The organism is Streptomyces sp. NPDC029836 (genome assembly GCF_055574495.1).
The window spans coordinates 841034-858766 of the sequence record NZ_JBVHZI010000001.1 but is presented as its reverse complement, the minus strand read 5'-3'; the positions used below and the strand labels follow the sequence as shown (position 1 = coordinate 858766).

16 protein-coding genes and 1 pseudogene are annotated in these 17733 nt (G+C 68.8%); 12 read left to right on the top strand and 5 right to left on the bottom strand.

What is annotated here, in order from left to right; all coding sequences use genetic code 11:
* The first annotated feature begins 37 nt into the window (after nt 1-37).
* The 8 genes from ACZ4XJ_RS04020 to ACZ4XJ_RS03985 all read left to right on the top strand — a co-directional run bounded on the left by ACZ4XJ_RS04020 (nt 38) and on the right by ACZ4XJ_RS03985 (nt 7855).
* On the top strand, nt 38-1417 hold the full coding sequence (locus ACZ4XJ_RS04020) for a glycosyltransferase family 4 protein (protein WP_468495219.1): 1380 nt from the start codon (nt 38-40) through the stop codon (nt 1415-1417).
* On the top strand, nt 1414-2109 hold the full coding sequence (locus tag ACZ4XJ_RS04015; protein WP_468495218.1) for a PIG-L deacetylase family protein: 696 nt from the start codon (nt 1414-1416) through the stop codon (nt 2107-2109). Before ACZ4XJ_RS04020 ends, ACZ4XJ_RS04015 begins: the two co-directional genes overlap by 4 nt.
* Nucleotides 2106-3083: a UDP-glucose 4-epimerase GalE gene (gene galE, locus ACZ4XJ_RS04010; RefSeq protein ID WP_468495217.1), complete on the top strand. Its 978-nt coding sequence runs from the start codon at nt 2106-2108 to the stop codon at nt 3081-3083. The genes ACZ4XJ_RS04015 and galE overlap by 4 nt, the downstream gene beginning before the upstream one ends.
* 7 nt (nt 3084-3090) lie before the next feature.
* Complete coding sequence (locus ACZ4XJ_RS04005; RefSeq protein WP_468495216.1) at nt 3091-3681, top strand: histidine phosphatase family protein; 591 nt, start codon at nt 3091-3093, stop codon at nt 3679-3681.
* 26 nt (nt 3682-3707) lie between these two features.
* Complete coding sequence (locus ACZ4XJ_RS04000; RefSeq protein ID WP_468495215.1) at nt 3708-5261, top strand: alkaline phosphatase family protein; 1554 nt, start codon at nt 3708-3710, stop codon at nt 5259-5261.
* Between the two features lie 131 nt (nt 5262-5392).
* Nucleotides 5393-6322, top strand: coding sequence for an NAD-dependent epimerase/dehydratase family protein (locus tag ACZ4XJ_RS03995; RefSeq protein WP_468495214.1), 930 nt, complete (start codon nt 5393-5395; stop codon nt 6320-6322).
* Nucleotides 6319-7341 carry a radical SAM protein gene (locus ACZ4XJ_RS03990; protein WP_468495213.1) on the top strand — a complete coding sequence of 341 codons (1023 nt, stop codon included), beginning with the start codon at nt 6319-6321 and terminating at the stop codon, nt 7339-7341. Before ACZ4XJ_RS03995 ends, ACZ4XJ_RS03990 begins: the two co-directional genes overlap by 4 nt.
* 70 nt (nt 7342-7411) lie before the next feature.
* Nucleotides 7412-7855 (top strand): TIGR03618 family F420-dependent PPOX class oxidoreductase, encoded by a 444-nt coding sequence (locus tag ACZ4XJ_RS03985; RefSeq protein ID WP_468495212.1) that lies wholly within the window; start codon nt 7412-7414, stop codon nt 7853-7855.
* Between the two features lie 66 nt (nt 7856-7921).
* On the opposite strand, the gene ACZ4XJ_RS03980 is transcribed toward ACZ4XJ_RS03985, so the two are convergent.
* Complete coding sequence (locus tag ACZ4XJ_RS03980; RefSeq protein ID WP_468495211.1) at nt 7922-8821, bottom strand: aminoglycoside phosphotransferase family protein; 900 nt, start codon at nt 8819-8821, stop codon at nt 7922-7924.
* A 667-nt stretch (nt 8822-9488) separates the two neighbouring features.
* On the opposite strand from ACZ4XJ_RS03980, the gene ACZ4XJ_RS03975 reads away from it, so the two are divergent.
* The gene (locus tag ACZ4XJ_RS03975) at nt 9489-9851 is read left to right on the top strand and encodes an NAD-dependent epimerase/dehydratase family protein (RefSeq protein ID WP_468495210.1); all 363 of its coding nucleotides are present in this window, start codon (nt 9489-9491) and stop codon (nt 9849-9851) included.
* A gap of 830 nt (nt 9852-10681) precedes the next feature.
* Nucleotides 10682-10843: pseudogene (locus ACZ4XJ_RS03970) on the top strand (pirin family protein); the annotation flags it as partial.
* A 407-nt stretch (nt 10844-11250) separates the two neighbouring features.
* Here ACZ4XJ_RS03970 and ACZ4XJ_RS03965 read toward each other — a convergent pair.
* Nucleotides 11251-11985: a CBS domain-containing protein gene (locus ACZ4XJ_RS03965; RefSeq protein ID WP_468495209.1), complete on the bottom strand. Its 735-nt coding sequence runs from the start codon at nt 11983-11985 to the stop codon at nt 11251-11253.
* A 234-nt stretch (nt 11986-12219) separates the two neighbouring features.
* On the opposite strand from ACZ4XJ_RS03965, the gene ACZ4XJ_RS03960 reads away from it, so the two are divergent.
* Nucleotides 12220-13308, top strand: coding sequence for an alcohol dehydrogenase catalytic domain-containing protein (locus ACZ4XJ_RS03960; protein ID WP_468495448.1), 1089 nt, complete (start codon nt 12220-12222; stop codon nt 13306-13308).
* Nucleotides 13309-13367: 59 nt separating this feature from the next.
* Here the strand turns inward: ACZ4XJ_RS03960 and ACZ4XJ_RS03955 are convergent, their stop codons facing one another.
* The gene (locus ACZ4XJ_RS03955; RefSeq protein ID WP_468495208.1) at nt 13368-14219 is read right to left on the bottom strand and encodes a slipin family protein; all 852 of its coding nucleotides are present in this window, start codon (nt 14217-14219) and stop codon (nt 13368-13370) included.
* A gap of 150 nt (nt 14220-14369) precedes the next feature.
* Nucleotides 14370-14999 carry a CBS domain-containing protein gene (locus ACZ4XJ_RS03950; protein WP_362877098.1) on the bottom strand — a complete coding sequence of 210 codons (630 nt, stop codon included), beginning with the start codon at nt 14997-14999 and terminating at the stop codon, nt 14370-14372.
* Between the two features lie 309 nt (nt 15000-15308).
* On the opposite strand from ACZ4XJ_RS03950, the gene ACZ4XJ_RS03945 reads away from it, so the two are divergent.
* Complete coding sequence (locus ACZ4XJ_RS03945) at nt 15309-17024, top strand: sensor histidine kinase (protein ID WP_468495207.1); 1716 nt, start codon at nt 15309-15311, stop codon at nt 17022-17024.
* A 9-nt stretch (nt 17025-17033) separates the two neighbouring features.
* On the opposite strand, the gene ACZ4XJ_RS03940 is transcribed toward ACZ4XJ_RS03945, so the two are convergent.
* Nucleotides 17034-17723 carry a response regulator transcription factor gene (locus ACZ4XJ_RS03940; RefSeq protein WP_362877100.1) on the bottom strand — a complete coding sequence of 230 codons (690 nt, stop codon included), beginning with the start codon at nt 17721-17723 and terminating at the stop codon, nt 17034-17036.
* Nucleotides 17724-17733 lie beyond the last annotated feature (10 nt).

The window sequence follows — 17733 nt, the reverse complement described above, 5'->3', positions numbered from 1 at the left end:
CGCCATCACAGGACCATGAAAGGCAAGATTCCCGCTGATGCGAATTCTGGTTACCGTTTCCGACCAGGTGTGGGGCGGCAAGCATCGCTACATGTTCGACACCGTCCGCGGCCTGCGGGCGGCCGGACACGCCGTCACGACCGTGGTCGAGCAGCACAGCGCCATGGGCGACAGGCTGCGGGCGGCCGGACTGCCCGTGATCGAGGTGCCGCCCTTCGGCGAGTCGAGAGAGGCCGCGGCCGCCGCTCTCGCCGAGGCGGCAGGTCCGGAGCAGCCCGACATCGTCTGCGTGACGGGTCGTCACGACTCCGCGGCCTGGCTGGCCTGCGAAACAATTCACGAACTGCGACCGGCCCTGGTCCTCTACCGCCACTCCGCGTTCCCATTGGAACCCGGGGCGGACACCGAGCGGCTGCTGGCCCGTACCGGCCTGATCATCGCCACCTCGAAGGAGCAGGCCGAGCGCCAGTTCGCCACCACCGGCATCCCGGGCCTCGAGGGCCGGGTGGAAGTCATCACCAGCGGCGTCAGCCGGGAGTTCGTGGAGCGCGCCGCCGCCGCGAGCCGCTCGGCCGTCCGCAAGGAATTGGGTCTCGACTCAGAGGGCTTCATTCTCGCCGTCGTGGCCCGGCTTTCCTGGGAGAAGAACATCGGCCAGGCGGTCGAGGCCTTCGCCCAAGTCGTCCTGGAAGAGGACGGCATGGCCGCCGGTCTTCTGGTGGTGGGCGACGGCCCGATGCTCGCCGAACTGCAGAAGCAGGCCGCCGACCTGGGCGTGGCGGACCGGGTGAGCTTCGTCGGCCACCGCGACGACATCCCCGAAGTGCTCGCCGCGGTCGACGCCGTCGTCCTGACCAGCAGCGTGCCCGAGACCGGCCCGCTGGCACTCAAGGAAGCCATGGCCGCGGCCCGGCCCGTGATCGCGACGCGCATCGGCGGCATCCCCGAGTTCGTCACGGACGGGGTGAGCGGACTCCTCGTCGAGAACGCCGATCAGCTGGGGCAGGCGATGCGTCGGCTGATCCTGGACGAGGCCTTCGCCGCCGAGCTGGGACGGCAGGGCCGCGATGCGATCCTGACGGAGCATCGGCTCGAGCGACGCACCGAATTCCTCTCCTGGCGCCTGGACTTGCTGGCGATCGAGGCGCTGCCGCTGGACGTCGTACTCACCGAAGCGGAGTGGGACGGCGTACGGCTGCGCACCGAGAGCGAGGGAGGCTTCGTCTTCGTGCCCCGCACCTCGCAGCTCCTGCCGGTCGACGCTCCGGCGCGGGAACTCATCGAGCGGTCGGTCGCCGCCGGTGACCCCCTGCTGCTCGCCGGTTCGGACGAGCCCGCGCACCGGGAGCTGGTGGCCACCCTATTCCGCATGGGCGCACTCGTCCGGCGCGGGCGCTTCGACAGGCAGGAACGATGAGTACGCTCGTCGTCGTCGCCCACCCGGACGACGAGGTGCTCGGCGCCGGAGGGACCATCGCGGCCATGGCCGCCGCCGGCCAGGCGGTCACCATCCTGATCGTCGCGGAAGGCGTCTCGCTCAGGCACCGGGGCATCACCCTGGAGGAGGCACGTGAGACCTGCCGGGAAGCGGCCCGCCGGCTCGGCGTGAAGGACGTACGGTTCGGCGGCTTTACCGCTGACGGGACGCTCATCGCGGACGGCCCGCAGGGCCGGGTCGTCTCGCTGATCAGCGAAGTCATCGAGGATTTGCAGCCCGAGACCGTGTTGACCCACCACGCGGGGGACATCCACGCCGACCACCGGCTGCTGGCCCGGTCGGTCGTGTACGCCACCCGCATCATGGCGACCGGCACCGTCCGGCGCGTCCTTCAATTCGAGGTCCTGTCGTCGACGGAGCAGCAGACGAGGCCGTCCGAGGCCTTCCTGCCGACCGTCTACCAGGATATCGGCGATTTCGTCGAGGCCAAATGCCACGCTCTGGAGGCCTATCGCTACGAGGTCTTCGACGCGCCGCACCCGAGGTCACCCCATGGCGTCCGGGCGCTGGCCGGCTACCGGGGGGTCCAGGTGGGCGTGCAGGCGGCCGAGGCGTTCGTCCTCGGCCGGGAACTCGTCATGGTGCAAGCCGGAAGCGGAGGTAACGCGTGAAGGTGCTGCTCACCGGAGGCGCGGGATACATCGGCTCCTTCGTCGTGCGGGAACTGGCGGCACGCGGCCACGAGATCCAGGTGATCGACAATCTTTCCTCCGGACGCAGGGAGGCGATTTCCGGCACGCCTCTCGTCGTCGCAGACATCCGCGACGAGAAGGCCGTCAAGGAGACCTTCGACCGGTTCCGGCCCGCATGCGTCATCCACCTCGCCGCGCTGAAGTCCCCCGAGGAGTCGTGTCAGGACCCGGCCCGCTACTTCGACGTCAATGTCACCGGGACGGTCAACCTCCTGCGAGCAGCCGACAGTTGTGGGGTCGAGCGCTTCGTGTTCTCCTCGTCGGCAGCCGTGTACGGCACGCCGCAGGTGTGCCCGGTGGACGAGACGGCCCCCGCCGCCCCCCAGAGTCCTTACGGCGAGTCGAAGTACGTCGGGGAGCGACTGGTGGCGAGCCAGTCCGCCGAGACCGGGATGCGGTACGCATGCCTGCGCTACTTCAACGTGGCCGGAGCGGCGCCGGACGTCTCACTCGGGGAGTACTCCAGCGCCGAAGCGCGGCAGCTCGTGCCACGGGCCGTCGCAGTGGCCCGTAACCTGCTGCCGGATCTGAAGGTCTTCGGCACCGACTACCCGACCGAGGACGGGACGGCGCTGCGCGACTACATCCACGTCATGGACCTGGCCCGGGCCCATGTCCACGTCGCCGAGGGGCTGGGCGAAGCCGGGCGCTGCGGCACGTACAACCTCGGCCGCGGGGAAGGAGTCAGCGTGCTCGCCCTGGTGGAACGACTGCGCGGGATCAGCGGCGCAGAGGTACCCCTGGACTTTGCCCCGCGCCGGCCCGGCGACATGGCGGCCTCGTGGGCGGACGCCGGGCTCGTGGAGCGCGCCTTCGGCTGGCGGGCAGAACACGGCCTGCACGAAATCCTCAGCTCCGCATGGGCTTGGCACACCAAACCCGACGCGGGGTGAACGGGCCGTGCACCTTCACCTCGTACGCCATGGCCGAGACACCCGCCGGGGAGACCGGAGGCTGACCGAGGACGGCGTGCGCCAGGCCAGAGCCGTCGCGCAGCGTTTCGCGTGCAGCGGTGTCACCGACCTGCGGACGGCGGCACTGGGCCGGGCGCGGGAGACCGCCCAGGAGATCGCCCGCGCCACCGGCATCGTGGCGGAGGTCGACCACCGGCTGGACGAGATCCGCCCGGGAACTGCCGACGACACCGGACTTTCCGGGCCCCGCGAACGGCTGCGCGCGCCATGGTGCGGCCGGGACACCGGCGGCGCCGAGACCTGGGACCTCTTCCTGGAGCGCGTCTCGGCCTTCCTGTCCGAGCTGTGCAGCGTGAGCGCACCGGGGCGGCAGGTCGTCCTTGTGACCCACAGCGGAGTTTTCGACGCGATGTTCGAGATCCTCTGCGGCACGGGACAGCGCGTCGAACTCGCTGTCGCGCATACCGCGGTGACCCACTGGGAGCATCGGCCGGGCTGCGCCGCCGGCTCCTGGCTGCTGCACAGCCACAACGACACGACCCACCTAGACCACCCGAACCCCCCACCGGCCGCCTAGGCCGACGGAGCTTCCGGAGACGCACTATGCAGGTAACCGAACCGAAGACGCAGCGAAAGCTGCTCATCTTCTGCATCGACGGGGGAGTGCCGGAGATCGTCGACAGGCACGACTTCTTCGCCGTGGACCGCTGGGTACCGGGACTTCGGTCCACCCCGGTCTGCGCGCTGCCCACGGTGTTCCCCTCGTCGACGGCGCCCGCGCACGCCTCGTTCCTCACCGGCCGGCATCCTCAGGACCACGGCATCGTCGGCAACGCCTTCTGGTCCGATGAGCCCGTCGCGGACATCAAGGCGCTGTCCGGCAACCCCTTCACCTCCATTCACCCGTACGAGCGATCCACCCTGACGACCCCCTCCCTGCTCGACTGGTGCGAGGAGAACGGGCTGTCCGCCGCCGCGGTGCAGTTCCCGCACACCTTCTCGGGCGCGGCCAGCGAGGCGGCGCTCCCGAGCGTGTATTGCCTGTACGCTGCGGCCCGCTCGGGAGCCGTCGTGCTGGAGCGTGGCGCCGGGGCCGCGGAGCTGACGTACTTCGACCACACCGTGCGCCTCACGTTCCGCCCGTGCGAGAACGCAACCGGCCAGGTCCTGGTGACCGGCGACCCGCGCGGCAGCGAGGTGATGTTCGAGCTCGGCGTCGCACGGCGCCTGGAGGTCAGGATGGCCGGGACGGGCCATCTCTCCATACCGCTGACGGTTCGCCAGATCACCCCTGAGCGGATTGAGTTCACGGCCGGCACAGCCGTGCTGAGCACCCCGTACGGCGCGGCCATGGAGGATCTCCTGGCCAAGGCGGACCCAGAACACGGGGCGAGCACACTGGCTCCCGACTACACGGCCAACCCCGACCACGACTTCCACGAGTCCCCGCGCGCGCCGTGGGTCAAGGACATCGCTCTCGCGGTGCTCGCCGACATCGACCCGGACGTGCTGTTCGTCCGCTTCAACCAGGCCGACCACGCCCAGGAATACCTGTACTGGCACGCGGTCCGCGGCGACATCGCGCAGCGGGAACGTGCGGAGGAACAGATCCTCGACGCCTACCGGCTGATCGAGCGGCAGGTCCGCGAGATCGCGCTTCAGGTGGGGGACGACGCCGACTACGTCTTCTTCTCGGACCACGGCATCGACTACGTCGAGACGCACCTGCGCCCCAACGCAGTACTCGCCGGGCTGGACCTCGGGCAGGAGATGACCTTCCGCGGGGACAGCAACATCGCCTACCTCTACGCCGACACCCCGCTCTCCCCCGAAGAGGAGCAGCGGCTGACGCAGGCGCTCACGGCAGTGGACGACACGGTGGAAGCCGTCACGCCGGCGACCGCCGAGCTGTGGCAGCTTCCCTGGGGCAGCCCCAGGCTGGGCCGACTGGCGATCACCTGCGGGCCGCATCGCGAATTCCAGTACGGTCCCGGACCAGCTCGCGAGAGCGTCACCTCCGCCTCGCATGGATACTTCCCCGACTCTCCGAGCATGAACGGATTCTTCCGAGCGTACGGCCAGCTGCTGCCGGACGTCCCGCAACCCGCACACCTCGTGGACGTCGGCGGCTTCATCCAGCGCCTGTATCGCGGCTGACCACCGCCTTCCGGTCCTGCATTTAGAACATCTCAGACGTCGGTGCCACCGCACACAGGTGCCGACGGGAAATCCACATGGGGGAACTGACTCATATGCTGCGCCAGATATCGGATGTGAGGAAGGTCCTGGTGACCGGGGGCGCCGGATTCATCGGCAGCCACCTCGTCGCCTTCTGGGAATCCCTGGGGGCGGAGGTCGTCACGATCGACGACCTCCGGGTGGAGCCGCTCACGGAGGTGCGCGGAGAGTTCCGGCAGAAGCCGGTGCTCCACATGGACGCGAGTGATCTGGACGGCGTGGACGTCGTCTACCACCTCGCTTCCCACAAGAGCGTTCCCGAGTCGTTCAGTCGCCCCCTCGAGTACCTGGACAACGTCGCCTCGGTGTCCCATCTCCTGGGTCTGGCAGCGGCTGCAGGCACGTCAAAGGTCGTCATCGCCAGCACCTGCGAGGTGTACGGGGAGGCGGCCGCGCTGCCGTCGGCCGAGGGCGACCCGCTCGCACCGAGGTCACCGTACGCCGCATCGAAGGTTGCCCTGGAGATGATCTCCCGCGCGTACCAGGAGGCCGTCGGCCTCGGCATCGACGTCACGGTGGTCCGCTTCTTCAACGTCTACGGGCCGCACGAACGCCCTGACGCCCTCGTGCCGCGGCTGTGCAAGAGCGTGCTGGAGGGGCAGCCGCTCCCGCTGGAAGGGTCCGCTCGCCAGCGCCGGGACCTCACGTACATCTCGGACCTCATCCCCCGGCTAGCCCGGGTGGCCACCGCTTCCTCGGTGCCCACCATCAACCTGGGCAGCGGCGTCACCCATTCGGTGGCGGAGGTGGCCGACGCCGTGAGCCGGGTGCACTCCGGCGCCGCCGTGCGGCGCCTGCCGGAGCGGAGGAACGAAATCCAGGAATTCCGCGCCGACGTGACGCTGGAGCGCAGGCTCCTTGGACCGCTGACCGACCCGGTGGGCCTCGCCGAAGGCGTGGAACTGACCTACGCATGGTGGGAATCCCGCCTGAGGACCGAGACATTCGTGCAAGACCTCGACAAGGAGTTCGCCCGATGAGTGGGTACCGCGGACCGGTGCGCGCAAGCCTGGACGTCACGTATGCCTGTGACCTCCGTTGCATCCATTGCCGTACGAACACCGGCGAGATCCCGGTGCACATCCGGCGCCGCATGCTGTCCATCGAGCAGATCCAGGAGGTCATGCTCGACCTCGACCGCATGGAGACCTTCGAGATCACACTGACCGGCGGCGAGCCGACGATCCGCAAGGGGTTCTGGGATCTCCTGGACGTCGTCCCCAAGCTCAAGCACTCCACGGTCACGCTCATCACCAACGCGGCCAACCTCAGCCGTGACCAGATGGACAGAATCATCGACAGCGGCATCTCCTCGCTGCGCGTCAGCATGGACGGCACCAGGGAAACCTTCGAGGCGGTCCGCCTCGTCGACCGATACGACCAGGTCATGGAGAACTCGGCCTACCTGCGGGACCGTGTCGACAGCTTCAAGGTGCTGACCACGGTGATGAAGACCAACCAGCACAACGTCTTCGACCTGGCCGACGACCTGCGCAAGCACGGCTTCCGGCGGCAGGACCTGATCCTGGTTCGGTCGCACGGGCGCGGCGGCCGGAACCGGCTGCTGCTCACCGAGGCCGAAACGATGGAGATCCACGAGAAGGTCCAGGAGTTCCGCCGCCGGGTCCCGGCCATCGACTTCGACCTGAACCTCAACGCCCCCTACCTCATCCCGGGGGAGGAGCTCGCCTCGTACCAGGATGTCGTGATGTTCCCCTACCTGGTGAAGGACACCAGCGTTGCGATCTCCGCGACGGGTGACGTCACCATGAGCCGCCTGTACAGCGCCCACCCGCTGGGCAACGTCAAGGATGCGCCTGTTTCCCGGATCTGGGACGAGGGTCAGGAGCAACTCGCCCGTGAACAGGAGGAGTTCAGCGACGCGAAGTTGCGCGAGATCTTCTGGGACTTCGCCGCCGCGGAGACCCCGCAGGACGCCCCGATGGTACTGACCTCCCTCCTTGACCGGCAGCTCTTCGAGGGATACGAAGTCCGCTGACAGCCGCCCTGCTGTCGTGCGTCCCGCAGTCGGCGGGCGCCCCAATCAAGTAGTCGAAGAGAGAAACCCCATGACGACCGCATCGAATGACCACCCCTGGACTCCGCCCGTCCCGCGTGACAAGCAGCGGCTTCCGGAAGAGGTCGGACTCTGGCTCGAAGCCAAGGCATGCGCCACGATCGCCACGGTCGAGCCCGACGGACGGCCGCAGCTCTCGGTGGTGTGGGCGCACTACACCGAGCACGACGTGCTGTTTGCGACCGTCAAGGGCCGCCGGAAATGCGACAACATTCTGCGCAGTTCATACGTCACCGTCCTGATCACCCCTCCGGACAGCGAGGACCACTACGTGGAGATCCGGGGCAGGGCACAGATAGAGGAAGGCGGCCGGGAGCTGATCGATTTCCTCCACGAGCGCCACCGAGGGACCCGCCCCTATCCTTGGGACGCCCCAGGAGACGAGCGTGTCGTCGTACGCGTCGTCCCGGACCGCATCCTCGTCTTCCACGGCTGACCGGGGGATCCCGGACGCACGCGCCGCACAGGGGCCGGCACCGCCGGCCGCCTGCGCTGCCCGTCCTCAGACGAGCAGATTCGCTATTCGGTCGCTCATCCCGATGACCCAGTCCGGGTCGCCGTGCTTGCGGCCCCAGAGCGAGGCCTGTACGGCGCGTGCCTGGGCCCAGCGGCGGCCGCGTTCGGGGTCGATCTCCGCGGCTTCTGAGAACACCGCCAGGCGGCGCAGGAGATGCGCGTCGGGATCAGGGTCCGCAAGGAAGTCCTCGGGTCGGCCGCGCAGGAGCGTGATGCCGTCGTAGGCGGGATCTCCCGCGTAGCCCTTCGGGTCGATGGCCAGCCATGGCTCGCGCTCGGCGCGCAGGACGTTGGTGAAGTGCAAATCGCCGTGGACGAGTGTCTCCGGCTGGTCGACGCCGAGTTCCCGCAAGGTCGCGGCCGCCGCGTCCACGACGCGGCGGGGCAGGGGATGGTGGAGAAGGACCTCGTCGTCGCGGAGTTCCTGCTCCCACTGCCCTGCGGCGTCCCGTAGCCGTGGCACGGCCGCCGGAGCGGGCGTGGCCAGCCGGCGAGCGAGTCGGCCGGCTGCGGCCACTGCATCATCGACCCGCGCCACTGCAGTCAGTGTGTCCTGGCCGGCCGTCTCCAACAGCATGGCGAACAACGCGTCGTCGCGCCGGTACAGCAGAACTGCGCCACGACCTGCCCAGGCCGCGAACGCGTCCGGCTCGTGGACATTGCCTGGGTGCGGGAACGAGATCTTGAGTACGGCGGCTGAACTGTCTCCAACCCGTACCGGAATGACGATCGCGACCTGCCCGTGGAGGGCAGGTGCGGTGGGGGTGAGGTCCCAGCGGGTCAGGAGTTCCTCGGCCAGCCCGGGGAGCGACGCGATCCATTCGGAACCTGCACGCCCTTCACGTGCAACGGTGCCTTGGGCGAGAGCTTTCGGAATCTCGATCACCACGTCATCTTAGGGGCCTGCCCCGACGAGGGTCGATGAAAGCCACTCGGGTGCCTTCGTCGCCGCGGAGAGCCTCCAGGACGCCCCGATGGTGCTGCCCTCCCTCCTTGACCGGGAGCTCTTCGAGGGATAGGAGGCGCGTTGAGCCCCCATCAAGGAGGACGCCGCATGGGCCCCGGGCCGGACAAACACTGTCATCGAGAACGCAGAGGAGTCTTTGTGAAGAAGCCGGTATTCGTTACAGGGTCGCGGGGGTATTGGGCAGCCATACGGCTGAGGAATTTGCGGGGTGAGGCCACGAGGTCAAGGGCATCGACAATCTGCTCGGCGGATACAAGGACAACATTCCGGCGGCCATCGAGTTCAGAACGGCGGATTACCGGGGAGATTGTCGGAGTACGCCGACATGCTGGATGGTGCAGAACTCGTGTATCACTGCGCGACAGCTCCGTATGAGGGCTGAGCGTCTTCTCGCCGTATCTCGTCAACGAGCACACCTGCCATTCGACCATCGCCATCCTCTCGGCATCCGTGGCTGCGGAAGCCAAGCGTTTCGTCCACTGTTCGTCGATGGCCCGCTACGGCGCGTGATCTCCTCCCTTCGCGGAGGACATGGCGCCAGCCCCGGTGGACATCGCAACGGCGTTGCTTCAGTCACATATCGGACGTGGTGCCGAGTTTGATTGAGCTCGGGCTCAATGAGGGAATCCAAGGTGAGGTGGGCAATATCGGGCCCGACGAGAACCCCGTTACCATTCTCGAGCTGGCGCAAACGATCGCTGATGTCCTGGATGTCCCGTGCAACCCGATCTTTGTCCCCGGGCGGCCACTCGAAGTGCATCAAGCGACCTGTAGTTCCGGCAAGGCGCGTGTGCTCCTGGGCTACCGCACAGAGGTCGGGCTACGTGAGGCCGTGGCCGCGATGGCCGAATGGATATCGGCCCAGGGGTCACGTGAGTTCGATTACCATCTTCCGTTGGAAATCGTGAGCGGCCGGACGCCCGTGACATGGACCGAGCGGATCCTGTGACGCCGACGCCTGAGGTCTGCATCGTGGGACGCGGTCGCTGAGCCGTGCGGGCTGTCGGACTGGTTCGGCAGGAATCTGGATGCCTGGTCGGACACCGTCCACGCCCCCGGCATATCGGATGTGATCGATAGCTGCGACGTCCTGGTCGTGCACGTCGATCAGAGCGGACTTTTCGAGGGCGGTCGGCGAAGAGGCGAGGTGCTGGCTAGCATCTTCGGCGGAGAGCAGAACCGGCCGCAGAACGACCCGGCCGCCGGGCCTCGCCACGTGCACGGCCTCGTTGACGGCAAGGGGCGGGCGCCCAGACCCCGTACGCCCCCGAGGCGGTGGCCCGTGCGCTGGGCGAGGCAGCCGCCGCTTTCGAGTGAGGGACCGCCCATGCCCGGATCGCTGACTGAATCACCCGTCCTCGGCGGACCGTCCGGCCCGCCGGGCCGCCAGGCCGGGCAAGCGGGTCCTGCCTAGTCGTCGCGACGCCGGACCGGCGGCTTTGAGTAAGCCGGTGACGAGTCGGTGTCACCAGCGCCGAGCAATCGAGAGCCATGTGGGCCCGGGTCGAGCGACCTGGCGCACTCGCACCATCGGCTGAGCCTTGCCGTGGGCCGCAAGAGAGCGACGCTGGCTGGCGTATGGCGGGTCCGCCCAGCCTGCCGCGAATGCAATCATGGGCCGTTACCGGGTAGGTGGGGCGGCGGAACCGCGCCGATCCAGTCCCGGAAGAAATAAATCCCCCTGGTCAGACCCGTGGGTGGGTGCCACGATGCTGACTTTTGCTGACTTCCAGGGGCTCGCAACGTCCTGACCTGCGGAAACGCCCAACGATCCAATGGTTCTGGAACTGGATCGGGCGGTCCCAGGAGGATGTCGCAGGCTTCCGCGAGGACTGGATGAACGGCACCCGCTACGGCGAGGTCAAGGGCTACGACGGCCCTCCGATTCCGGCTCCGGAACTGCCCCCAACTCGCCTGAAGCCTAGGGGAAGGGTGCGCTGAACCGTGCTGATGCCCGGGGTTGCGGTCGGATGAGGCTGCTGTCATCTCGTTCCGGTTCCAGAGGTCGGCGGAAGGGAACGCCGTCTCTGGAGGGGCTTCCTGATCTTGAGGTCGTGTCTCATGTGAACCAGGCTGTGGTCAGGTCCAGTCGAAGGAGTCCACGCTGCGGATCGGTCTACCGACTGCCGCACCCAGTCGTTGAACCGGTGGGGGGAGTGCTTACGTCGAGGGCGTAGTCCGGCCGATGAACATGCTGGGTCGCTTCGCCACGTTGGCCCAGCACTCGCGCTCGCACACGCCTATGGGATCTCGTGGATCTCCAGCGAACGGCCGCTAACCGGTGATGTGCGGCGGTGGCGACGGTCACGGATCAGGGCCCACAAAACGTTGACGCGGCGGCGGAGCGATCACCGTCCGGGTATCCCGTTTCCCCTGGGCTCGCCGGATCTTGCCGTGCCATCCGAGGAGTCGAAGGCGTGTAGGCCTCGGCATGCCGACGTGGTCAGGGCGCAGTTGACGTCGACCACGCCTTCCACGGCGCGTGCGAGCCGTGCTGCCACCGGAATGAGTGATGCGTCGAGGATGCCGCCGGAGAGGGTGACCACGCCGTGGTGGACATCGACCCGCACCCGGTGCTGGGCGAGCGGGAACAGCCGGCCGACGACCTCGCGCCGTACGTCGTCGGCGAGTTCGCTGTCGGGGCGCAGGAACACTTTGAGCAGATCGGTGCGGCTGACGATGCCCTGGAGGGTGCCGTCCGGGTCGACGACCAGCAGTCGTTTGATGTGCCGTTCCGCCATGATCCGGACCGCCCGGGCCAGGGTGGTGTCGGGCCCGACGGTGACGGCGGGGGTAGTCATCAGGTCCTTGGCCAGGGTCGAGCCGGCCTTCAGCGTGTCTCCCAGCCGCTGCATCTGCTCGATGAGACCGGGGTCGTGACCGCGGAACTCCTCTTTCGGAAGCAGATCGGCTTCCGAGACCACACCGATGACCTTGCTCGCGCCCTCCCCCTCGATGACCGGTACTGCCGTCACTCGCCACTGGTTCATGACGGCGACGATCCCTTTGAACTCGGCGAGGGGCGTGACACTGACGACGATTCTCGTCATCACGTCGCGGACGAGGTGCGGACTGGAGGTCATGGCGTGGTCCTCGATGAGACGGCGACAGGTTCTCCGGGCTGTCCTGGAAAGCGGCGGCCGGCCTCCGGTGGAGGAAGCGGCCCCGCCATCCACCATCACACGTCCACGGCAAGGGCCGGACGGGCCTGTCAGGCCCCGGTGCGGGACCGTTCGGCCCTGGCCGGGAACCGAGCGGCGGGGACAGCATGAGGTGAACTTTGCCGGAGCGTGCACGACACGAGGAGAGGTGGCGTGATGAAGGCACTCGTCTTCCAGGGGCCTGGACGCACCGCGTGGCACGAGGTCCCGGATCCGGGCATCAAGGATCCCGGCGACGTGATCGTGCGCGTCGACGCGGTGACCATCTGCGGTACGGACCTGCACATCGTCAAGGGTGACCTGCCGGATGTGGTTCCGGGGCGGGTGCTCGGTCACGAGGCCGTGGGAACGGTGGTGGAGAGCGGCGGTGACGTCCGCTCGGTGCGGGCCGGCGACCGGGTGCTGGTGTCATGCATCTCCTCGTGCGGCCGGTGCAGGTTCTGCCGTGAGAGCCGCTACGGGCAGTGCCGCGGGGGAGGTGGGTGGGTGCTCGGCCACACCATCGACGGAACCCAGGCCGAGTACGTCCGTGTGCCGTTCGCGGACCTTTCCGTGTACCCGTTGCCGAGCACGGTCGACAGCGCCGATGCCGTTCTGCTCGCGGACATCTTCCCCACCTCCTACGAGGTGGGAGTGCTGAACGGCAACGTGCGGCCCGGGGACACCGTGGTCGTGGTCGGGGCCGGCCCCGTGGGACTCGCGGCCATCGCCACGGCACGGCTCTACTCGCCGGCCCGCGTCATCGCCGTCGACCTCGCGCCGTCCCGGCTGGCGAAGGCACGAGAGCTTGGGGCGGACGCGGTCGTGAACGCCGCCGAGGAACCGGAAGCGCTCGTGGGCGCCCTGACCGACGGTCTCGGCGCGGATGTCGTGATGGAGGCCGTCGGCGTGCCCGAGACCTTCGAGATGTGCACCCGCATGGTCCGTCCGGGCGGCCGGGTCGCGAACATGGGCGTCCACGGCAAACCCGCGACCCTGCACCTCGAAGACCTGTGGATCAAGGACGTGACCATCACCACCGGGCTCGTGGACACCAGCTCCACGCCGATGCTGTTGCGCATGCTGGCGGCGGGCCGGCTGCCGACCTCGTCGCTGATCACGCACCGTTTCGAGCTGGGGCAGATGGAGGAGGCGTACGAGGTGTTCTCCCGCGCCGGTGAGACGGGCGCGCTGAAGGTCGTGCTGGGCGGGCCGCTCCACGACGACCTGGTCGTGTCGAACCCGTCGCGCATCCAGAAGGCCTGACGGACCCGGGTGTGCCGCGTCGCCGGTGCTGACGCGGGGCCGGCGGTGCCAACTGTCGGTCACACGGTCTTGGCCGCTCCGTTGGGCAGGGACGGGGCGAGTTCCACCACGGGCGGTGCCTGGACCGGCGCGGCCGCGGCTGCGGAGGACTCGCGGGCGAGGAAGGCGCCGAGTTCGCCGATGGTGCTCATGAGCGGGGCGGGGAAGACCACGGTGGTGTTCTTGTCGACGCCGATCTCCACGAGGCTCTGCAGGTTGCGCAGTTGCAGGGCGAGGGGGTGGGCCATCATCGTGTCGGAGGCGTCCCCGAGTGCCGCGGCGGCCATCGATTCGCCCTCCGCGTTGATGATCTTGGCCCTCTTCTCCCGTTCGGCTTCGGCCTGGCGGGCCATCGCGCGCTTCATGCTGTCGGGCAGCTGGATGTCCTTCAGTTCGACGAGGGTGACTTCGACGCCCCATTCCGCGGTGGTGACGTCGAGGATCTCGCGGATGCCGAGATTGATGCGGTCGGTCTCCGAGAGGGTCTCGTCGAGGGTGTGCTGCCCGACGACCTTGCGCAGGGTGGTCTGGGCGATCTGGTTGATGGCCGCGCCGACGTTCTCGATGGCGATGACCGACTTCACGGCGTCGACGACGCGGAAGTAGGCGACCGCGGAAACGTCGACGCTGACGTTGTCCCGGGTGATGATGCCCTGGGACTGGATGGGCATGGTGACGATCCGCAGGGACACCCGGTGCAGGACGTCCGCGAACGGCACGATCGCCCGTAGGCCCGGCGCGCGGGTGCCGATGAGCCGGCCGAAGCGGAACAGCACGCCCTGCTCGTACTGTTTGACGATCTTCAGGGCCATCGACAGCCCTATCAGGGCAACGGCGGCCAGGGCGATCAGCGCGAAGATCAGGACTTTCATGAAGGTGCTCCTCACGAAGCGTGTTGGCGGAGTAGGGGGATGACCCGGGTCCGTCCGCGGGGCTCGGCACGGTGCGACCGGGTGTGGCGAGCCCGCCTCGCTCTCATGGTCGCGCGGGGCGGGCAGGGGCCGAACGGTCCGCATCCTGCGTCAGCGGGGTACGTCCTCGGCGCTGCGGGCCGGCGGAGCGGTGAGGGAGCGGGCGTCGTGGGAGTGGGCCGTGAGCTGGTTGATGACCGCGACCACGCCGTCCAACTGCCCTGCGAGCCTGAGCGCGACGGGAATCTGGCTGCTTTTGGCCAGTCGGCCGTCCAAGGTGACGATCCCGTCCACGACACGCACGTTCACGGCGTCGGCAGCGATGCCCATCGTGTCCGCCAGCACGTCCTCGACCAGCACGCGGCGTATCTCGTGGTCCGGGCGCAGGAACACGCGCAGCAGGTCCCGTCGGGTCACGATGCCGACCAGACGGTCCTCCTCGTCCACCACCGGCAGTCGCGTCACGCCCCGTCGTGTGATGAGGCGGGCGGCCTCGGTGACGGTCTGTTCGGCGTGGACCGTGACGGCCGGCGCGGTCATCACGTCTTGAGCGGTGAGGCGGCCCTGGACGAGCAGATCGGTCCGCGAAACGACCCCGAGGACGCGCTCGTCCGCGTCCACGACAGGCACCCCGCTGATGTCGTGTTCGACAAGCAGCGCGGCCACGTCCGCGGACGGAGTGCGCCCGACGACCGAGATGACCTCGTCGGTCATGAGGAAGCCGACTTTGGCATGCTTCATCAGCGGCCCTCCTGTCGGCTCCGGCCGGTGAGCGCACCTTGTGGAGCGCCCTCACCAGCCACCATCCGCCGCGTCCGCCCACAGTGCGAGGGCCGAACGGGCCCTCTGCCAGGCTGACCGGTCCCGGCCGGGTGCGGTCGGTGAATCGGTGCGTGACGGACATGGGACCTTCGGTCCCATGACTGCCCCCCGCAGCCCATTCCTCGCGCCGGTCCGGGTGATGGTGTGAAAGCACCCCCGACGCCGTTCCACAGCTACGCTGAAGGCCGGACTGGTGCGCAGAGCCCCTCGATACCGTCGGAGGTGTCCATGGTCGGGGACGATCGCGATGCGCCGACGAGCCCGATTCCGCAGCCGAGGCTGGACGCGCTGCAGGCGGAGATCCGTGACGCGCGGGGCACCCGTGACCGGCTCACGGGCCTGCTGGAGGCGGTCATGTCGTTGGGGCAGGAGCTGGACCTGGCCCAGGTGCTGCGCGGAATCGTGGAGGCCGCTGTCGTCCTCGTGGACGCGGAGTACGGCGCGCTCGGCGTGGTGGGAGACGACGAGAAACTCGCCGAGTTCATCCCGGTGGGCGTCAGCGACCAGCTCCGGGCGAGGATCGGCACCCTCCCCACCGGGCACGGACTGCTGGGCGAGCTGATCCGGCACCCGCGGCCACTGCGCCTGGGAGACCTCTCGGAACATGCGGCTTCCGCTGGTGTTCCGGATGACCACCCTCCGATGCGCTCCTTCCTCGGCGTGCCGATCCGGGTCCGGGACGAGGTGTTCGGCAACCTCTACCTGACGGAGAAGCGGGGCGGCACGGACTTCGACGCGGATGACGAAGGGGTCCTGTCGACCCTCGCGGTCGCCGCGGGAGTGGCCATCGACAACGCCCGCCTGTACGAGGAGGTCCGCCTCCGGGAGCGCTGGCAGGCGGCCGGCTCCGACTTCACGAGCGCGCTGCTGTCCGGCTCCTCCGAGATCGAAGTACTGGAAGGCATGCTGGAGCGGGCCCGGGACATCATCTCGGCCGAGATGTGCGTCTTCTACCAGGTGGGGCCCAGCGGCGAGCTGCGCGGCTCGCTGGCCCTGGGGGAAGGCGCCGAAGCGCACCGCGGGATCGTCCTGCCCGGCGGCGAGGGGATTCTGGCCGGGCCTGGCATGGCGCGGGACGGACTCGTCACCTTGGCGAATGTGGCCACCGACACCCGGGTGGCGGCGCAGCCGGACGTCTGGACGGGCTTCGGGCCGGCCGTGGCCGTCACGGTGGGCACCCGGGCGAAGCTACGGGGTGTACTGATGCTGGCGCGGCGTACCGGACGGCGGGCGTTCGCCGCGACCGAGGTGGCGCCCCTGCCCGGCTTCGCGGGTCAGGCCGCCCTGGCCTTGGAACTGGCCGACCGGCGCCGGGACGGTGAACAGGTGAGCCTGCTCGAAGACCGCGACCGGATCGCCCGTGACCTGCACGACCTCGCGATCCAGCGGCTCTTCGCGACGGGGATGACCCTGCAGAGCGCCCAGCGCTTCGTGGAGCACCCCGAGGCGTCCGAGCGGCTGGGCCGGTCGATCGACGACCTGGACGAGACCATCAAGATCATCCGTACGACCATTTTCGGACTCCGTGACCACGACGCGGCGGACAGCACGCCGAGACTCCGGGTCCGCGCGGTGCGGGCCGTGGGCGAGGCGGCTGCGCTCCTCGGGTTCACGCCCGCCCTGCGCATGGAGGGGCTGATCGACACCGACGTGCCGGCCCCGGTCGCCGACGAAGTGGTCGCCGTCCTCGTCGAGGCCCTGACCAATGTGGCCCGGCACGCGCGGGCGGCTCGTGCGGAGGTCGGGATCGTCCTGGCGGAAGGCGTGCTGACCGTGACGGTGAGTGACGACGGCGTGGGCGTCGCGGAGGACGGCCGTCGGAGCGGGCTGCGCAACCTCGCGGAGCGCGCCGAGGCCCGCGCGGGCGCGCTGTCCCTCTCCCCGCGCGCGGACGGTGACGGAACCCGGTTGGACTGGCGGATCCCGCTCCTTCCTCCCATGTGAGTACGCGCGTCAGCGACCGGTTTCGTCGCGCTCGCGGACCTCGGCGGCGATCACGGCTGCCTGGACGCGGCGTTCGACCCCGAGCTTGGCGAGGAGCCGGGAGATGTGGTTCTTGACCGTCTTCTCGGACAGGAAGAGCCGCTTGCCGATCTGGCGGTTGGTGAGGCCCTCGCCGATCAGCTCCAGTACGGCGCGCTCGCGCTCGGAGAGCACCGTCAACCGCTGGTCTTCCTGAGGTTTGCTGCCGCCCGGATCCCGGAGCGAGCGCATCAGGCGGGCCGTGGTCGCCGGGTCGAGCATCGACTGCCCCGTCGCCACGGTGCGAATGGCGGCGACCAGGTCGGAGCCCTTGATCTGTTTCAGGACGTACCCGGCGGCGCCGGCCATGATGGCGTCGAGCAGCGCGTCCTCGTCGTCGAAGGACGTCAGCATGAGACAGGCGAGATCCGGCATGCGCGAGCGCAGCTCACGACAGACGGTGATGCCGTCACTGTCGGGCAGCCGGACGTCGAGCACCGCGACGTCCGGCCTCAGCGCGGGCCCCCGGGCCAGGGCCTGGGCGGCCGTCGCGGCCTCGCCGACCACTTCGATGTCGGGCTCGGAGTCCAGCAGGTCGTGCAGGCCGCGCCTGACGACCTCGTGGTCGTCGAGGAGGAACACCCGGGTGGGTGCCGGGGCCGCATTTGGTGCATCGGACATCCGCGCCACG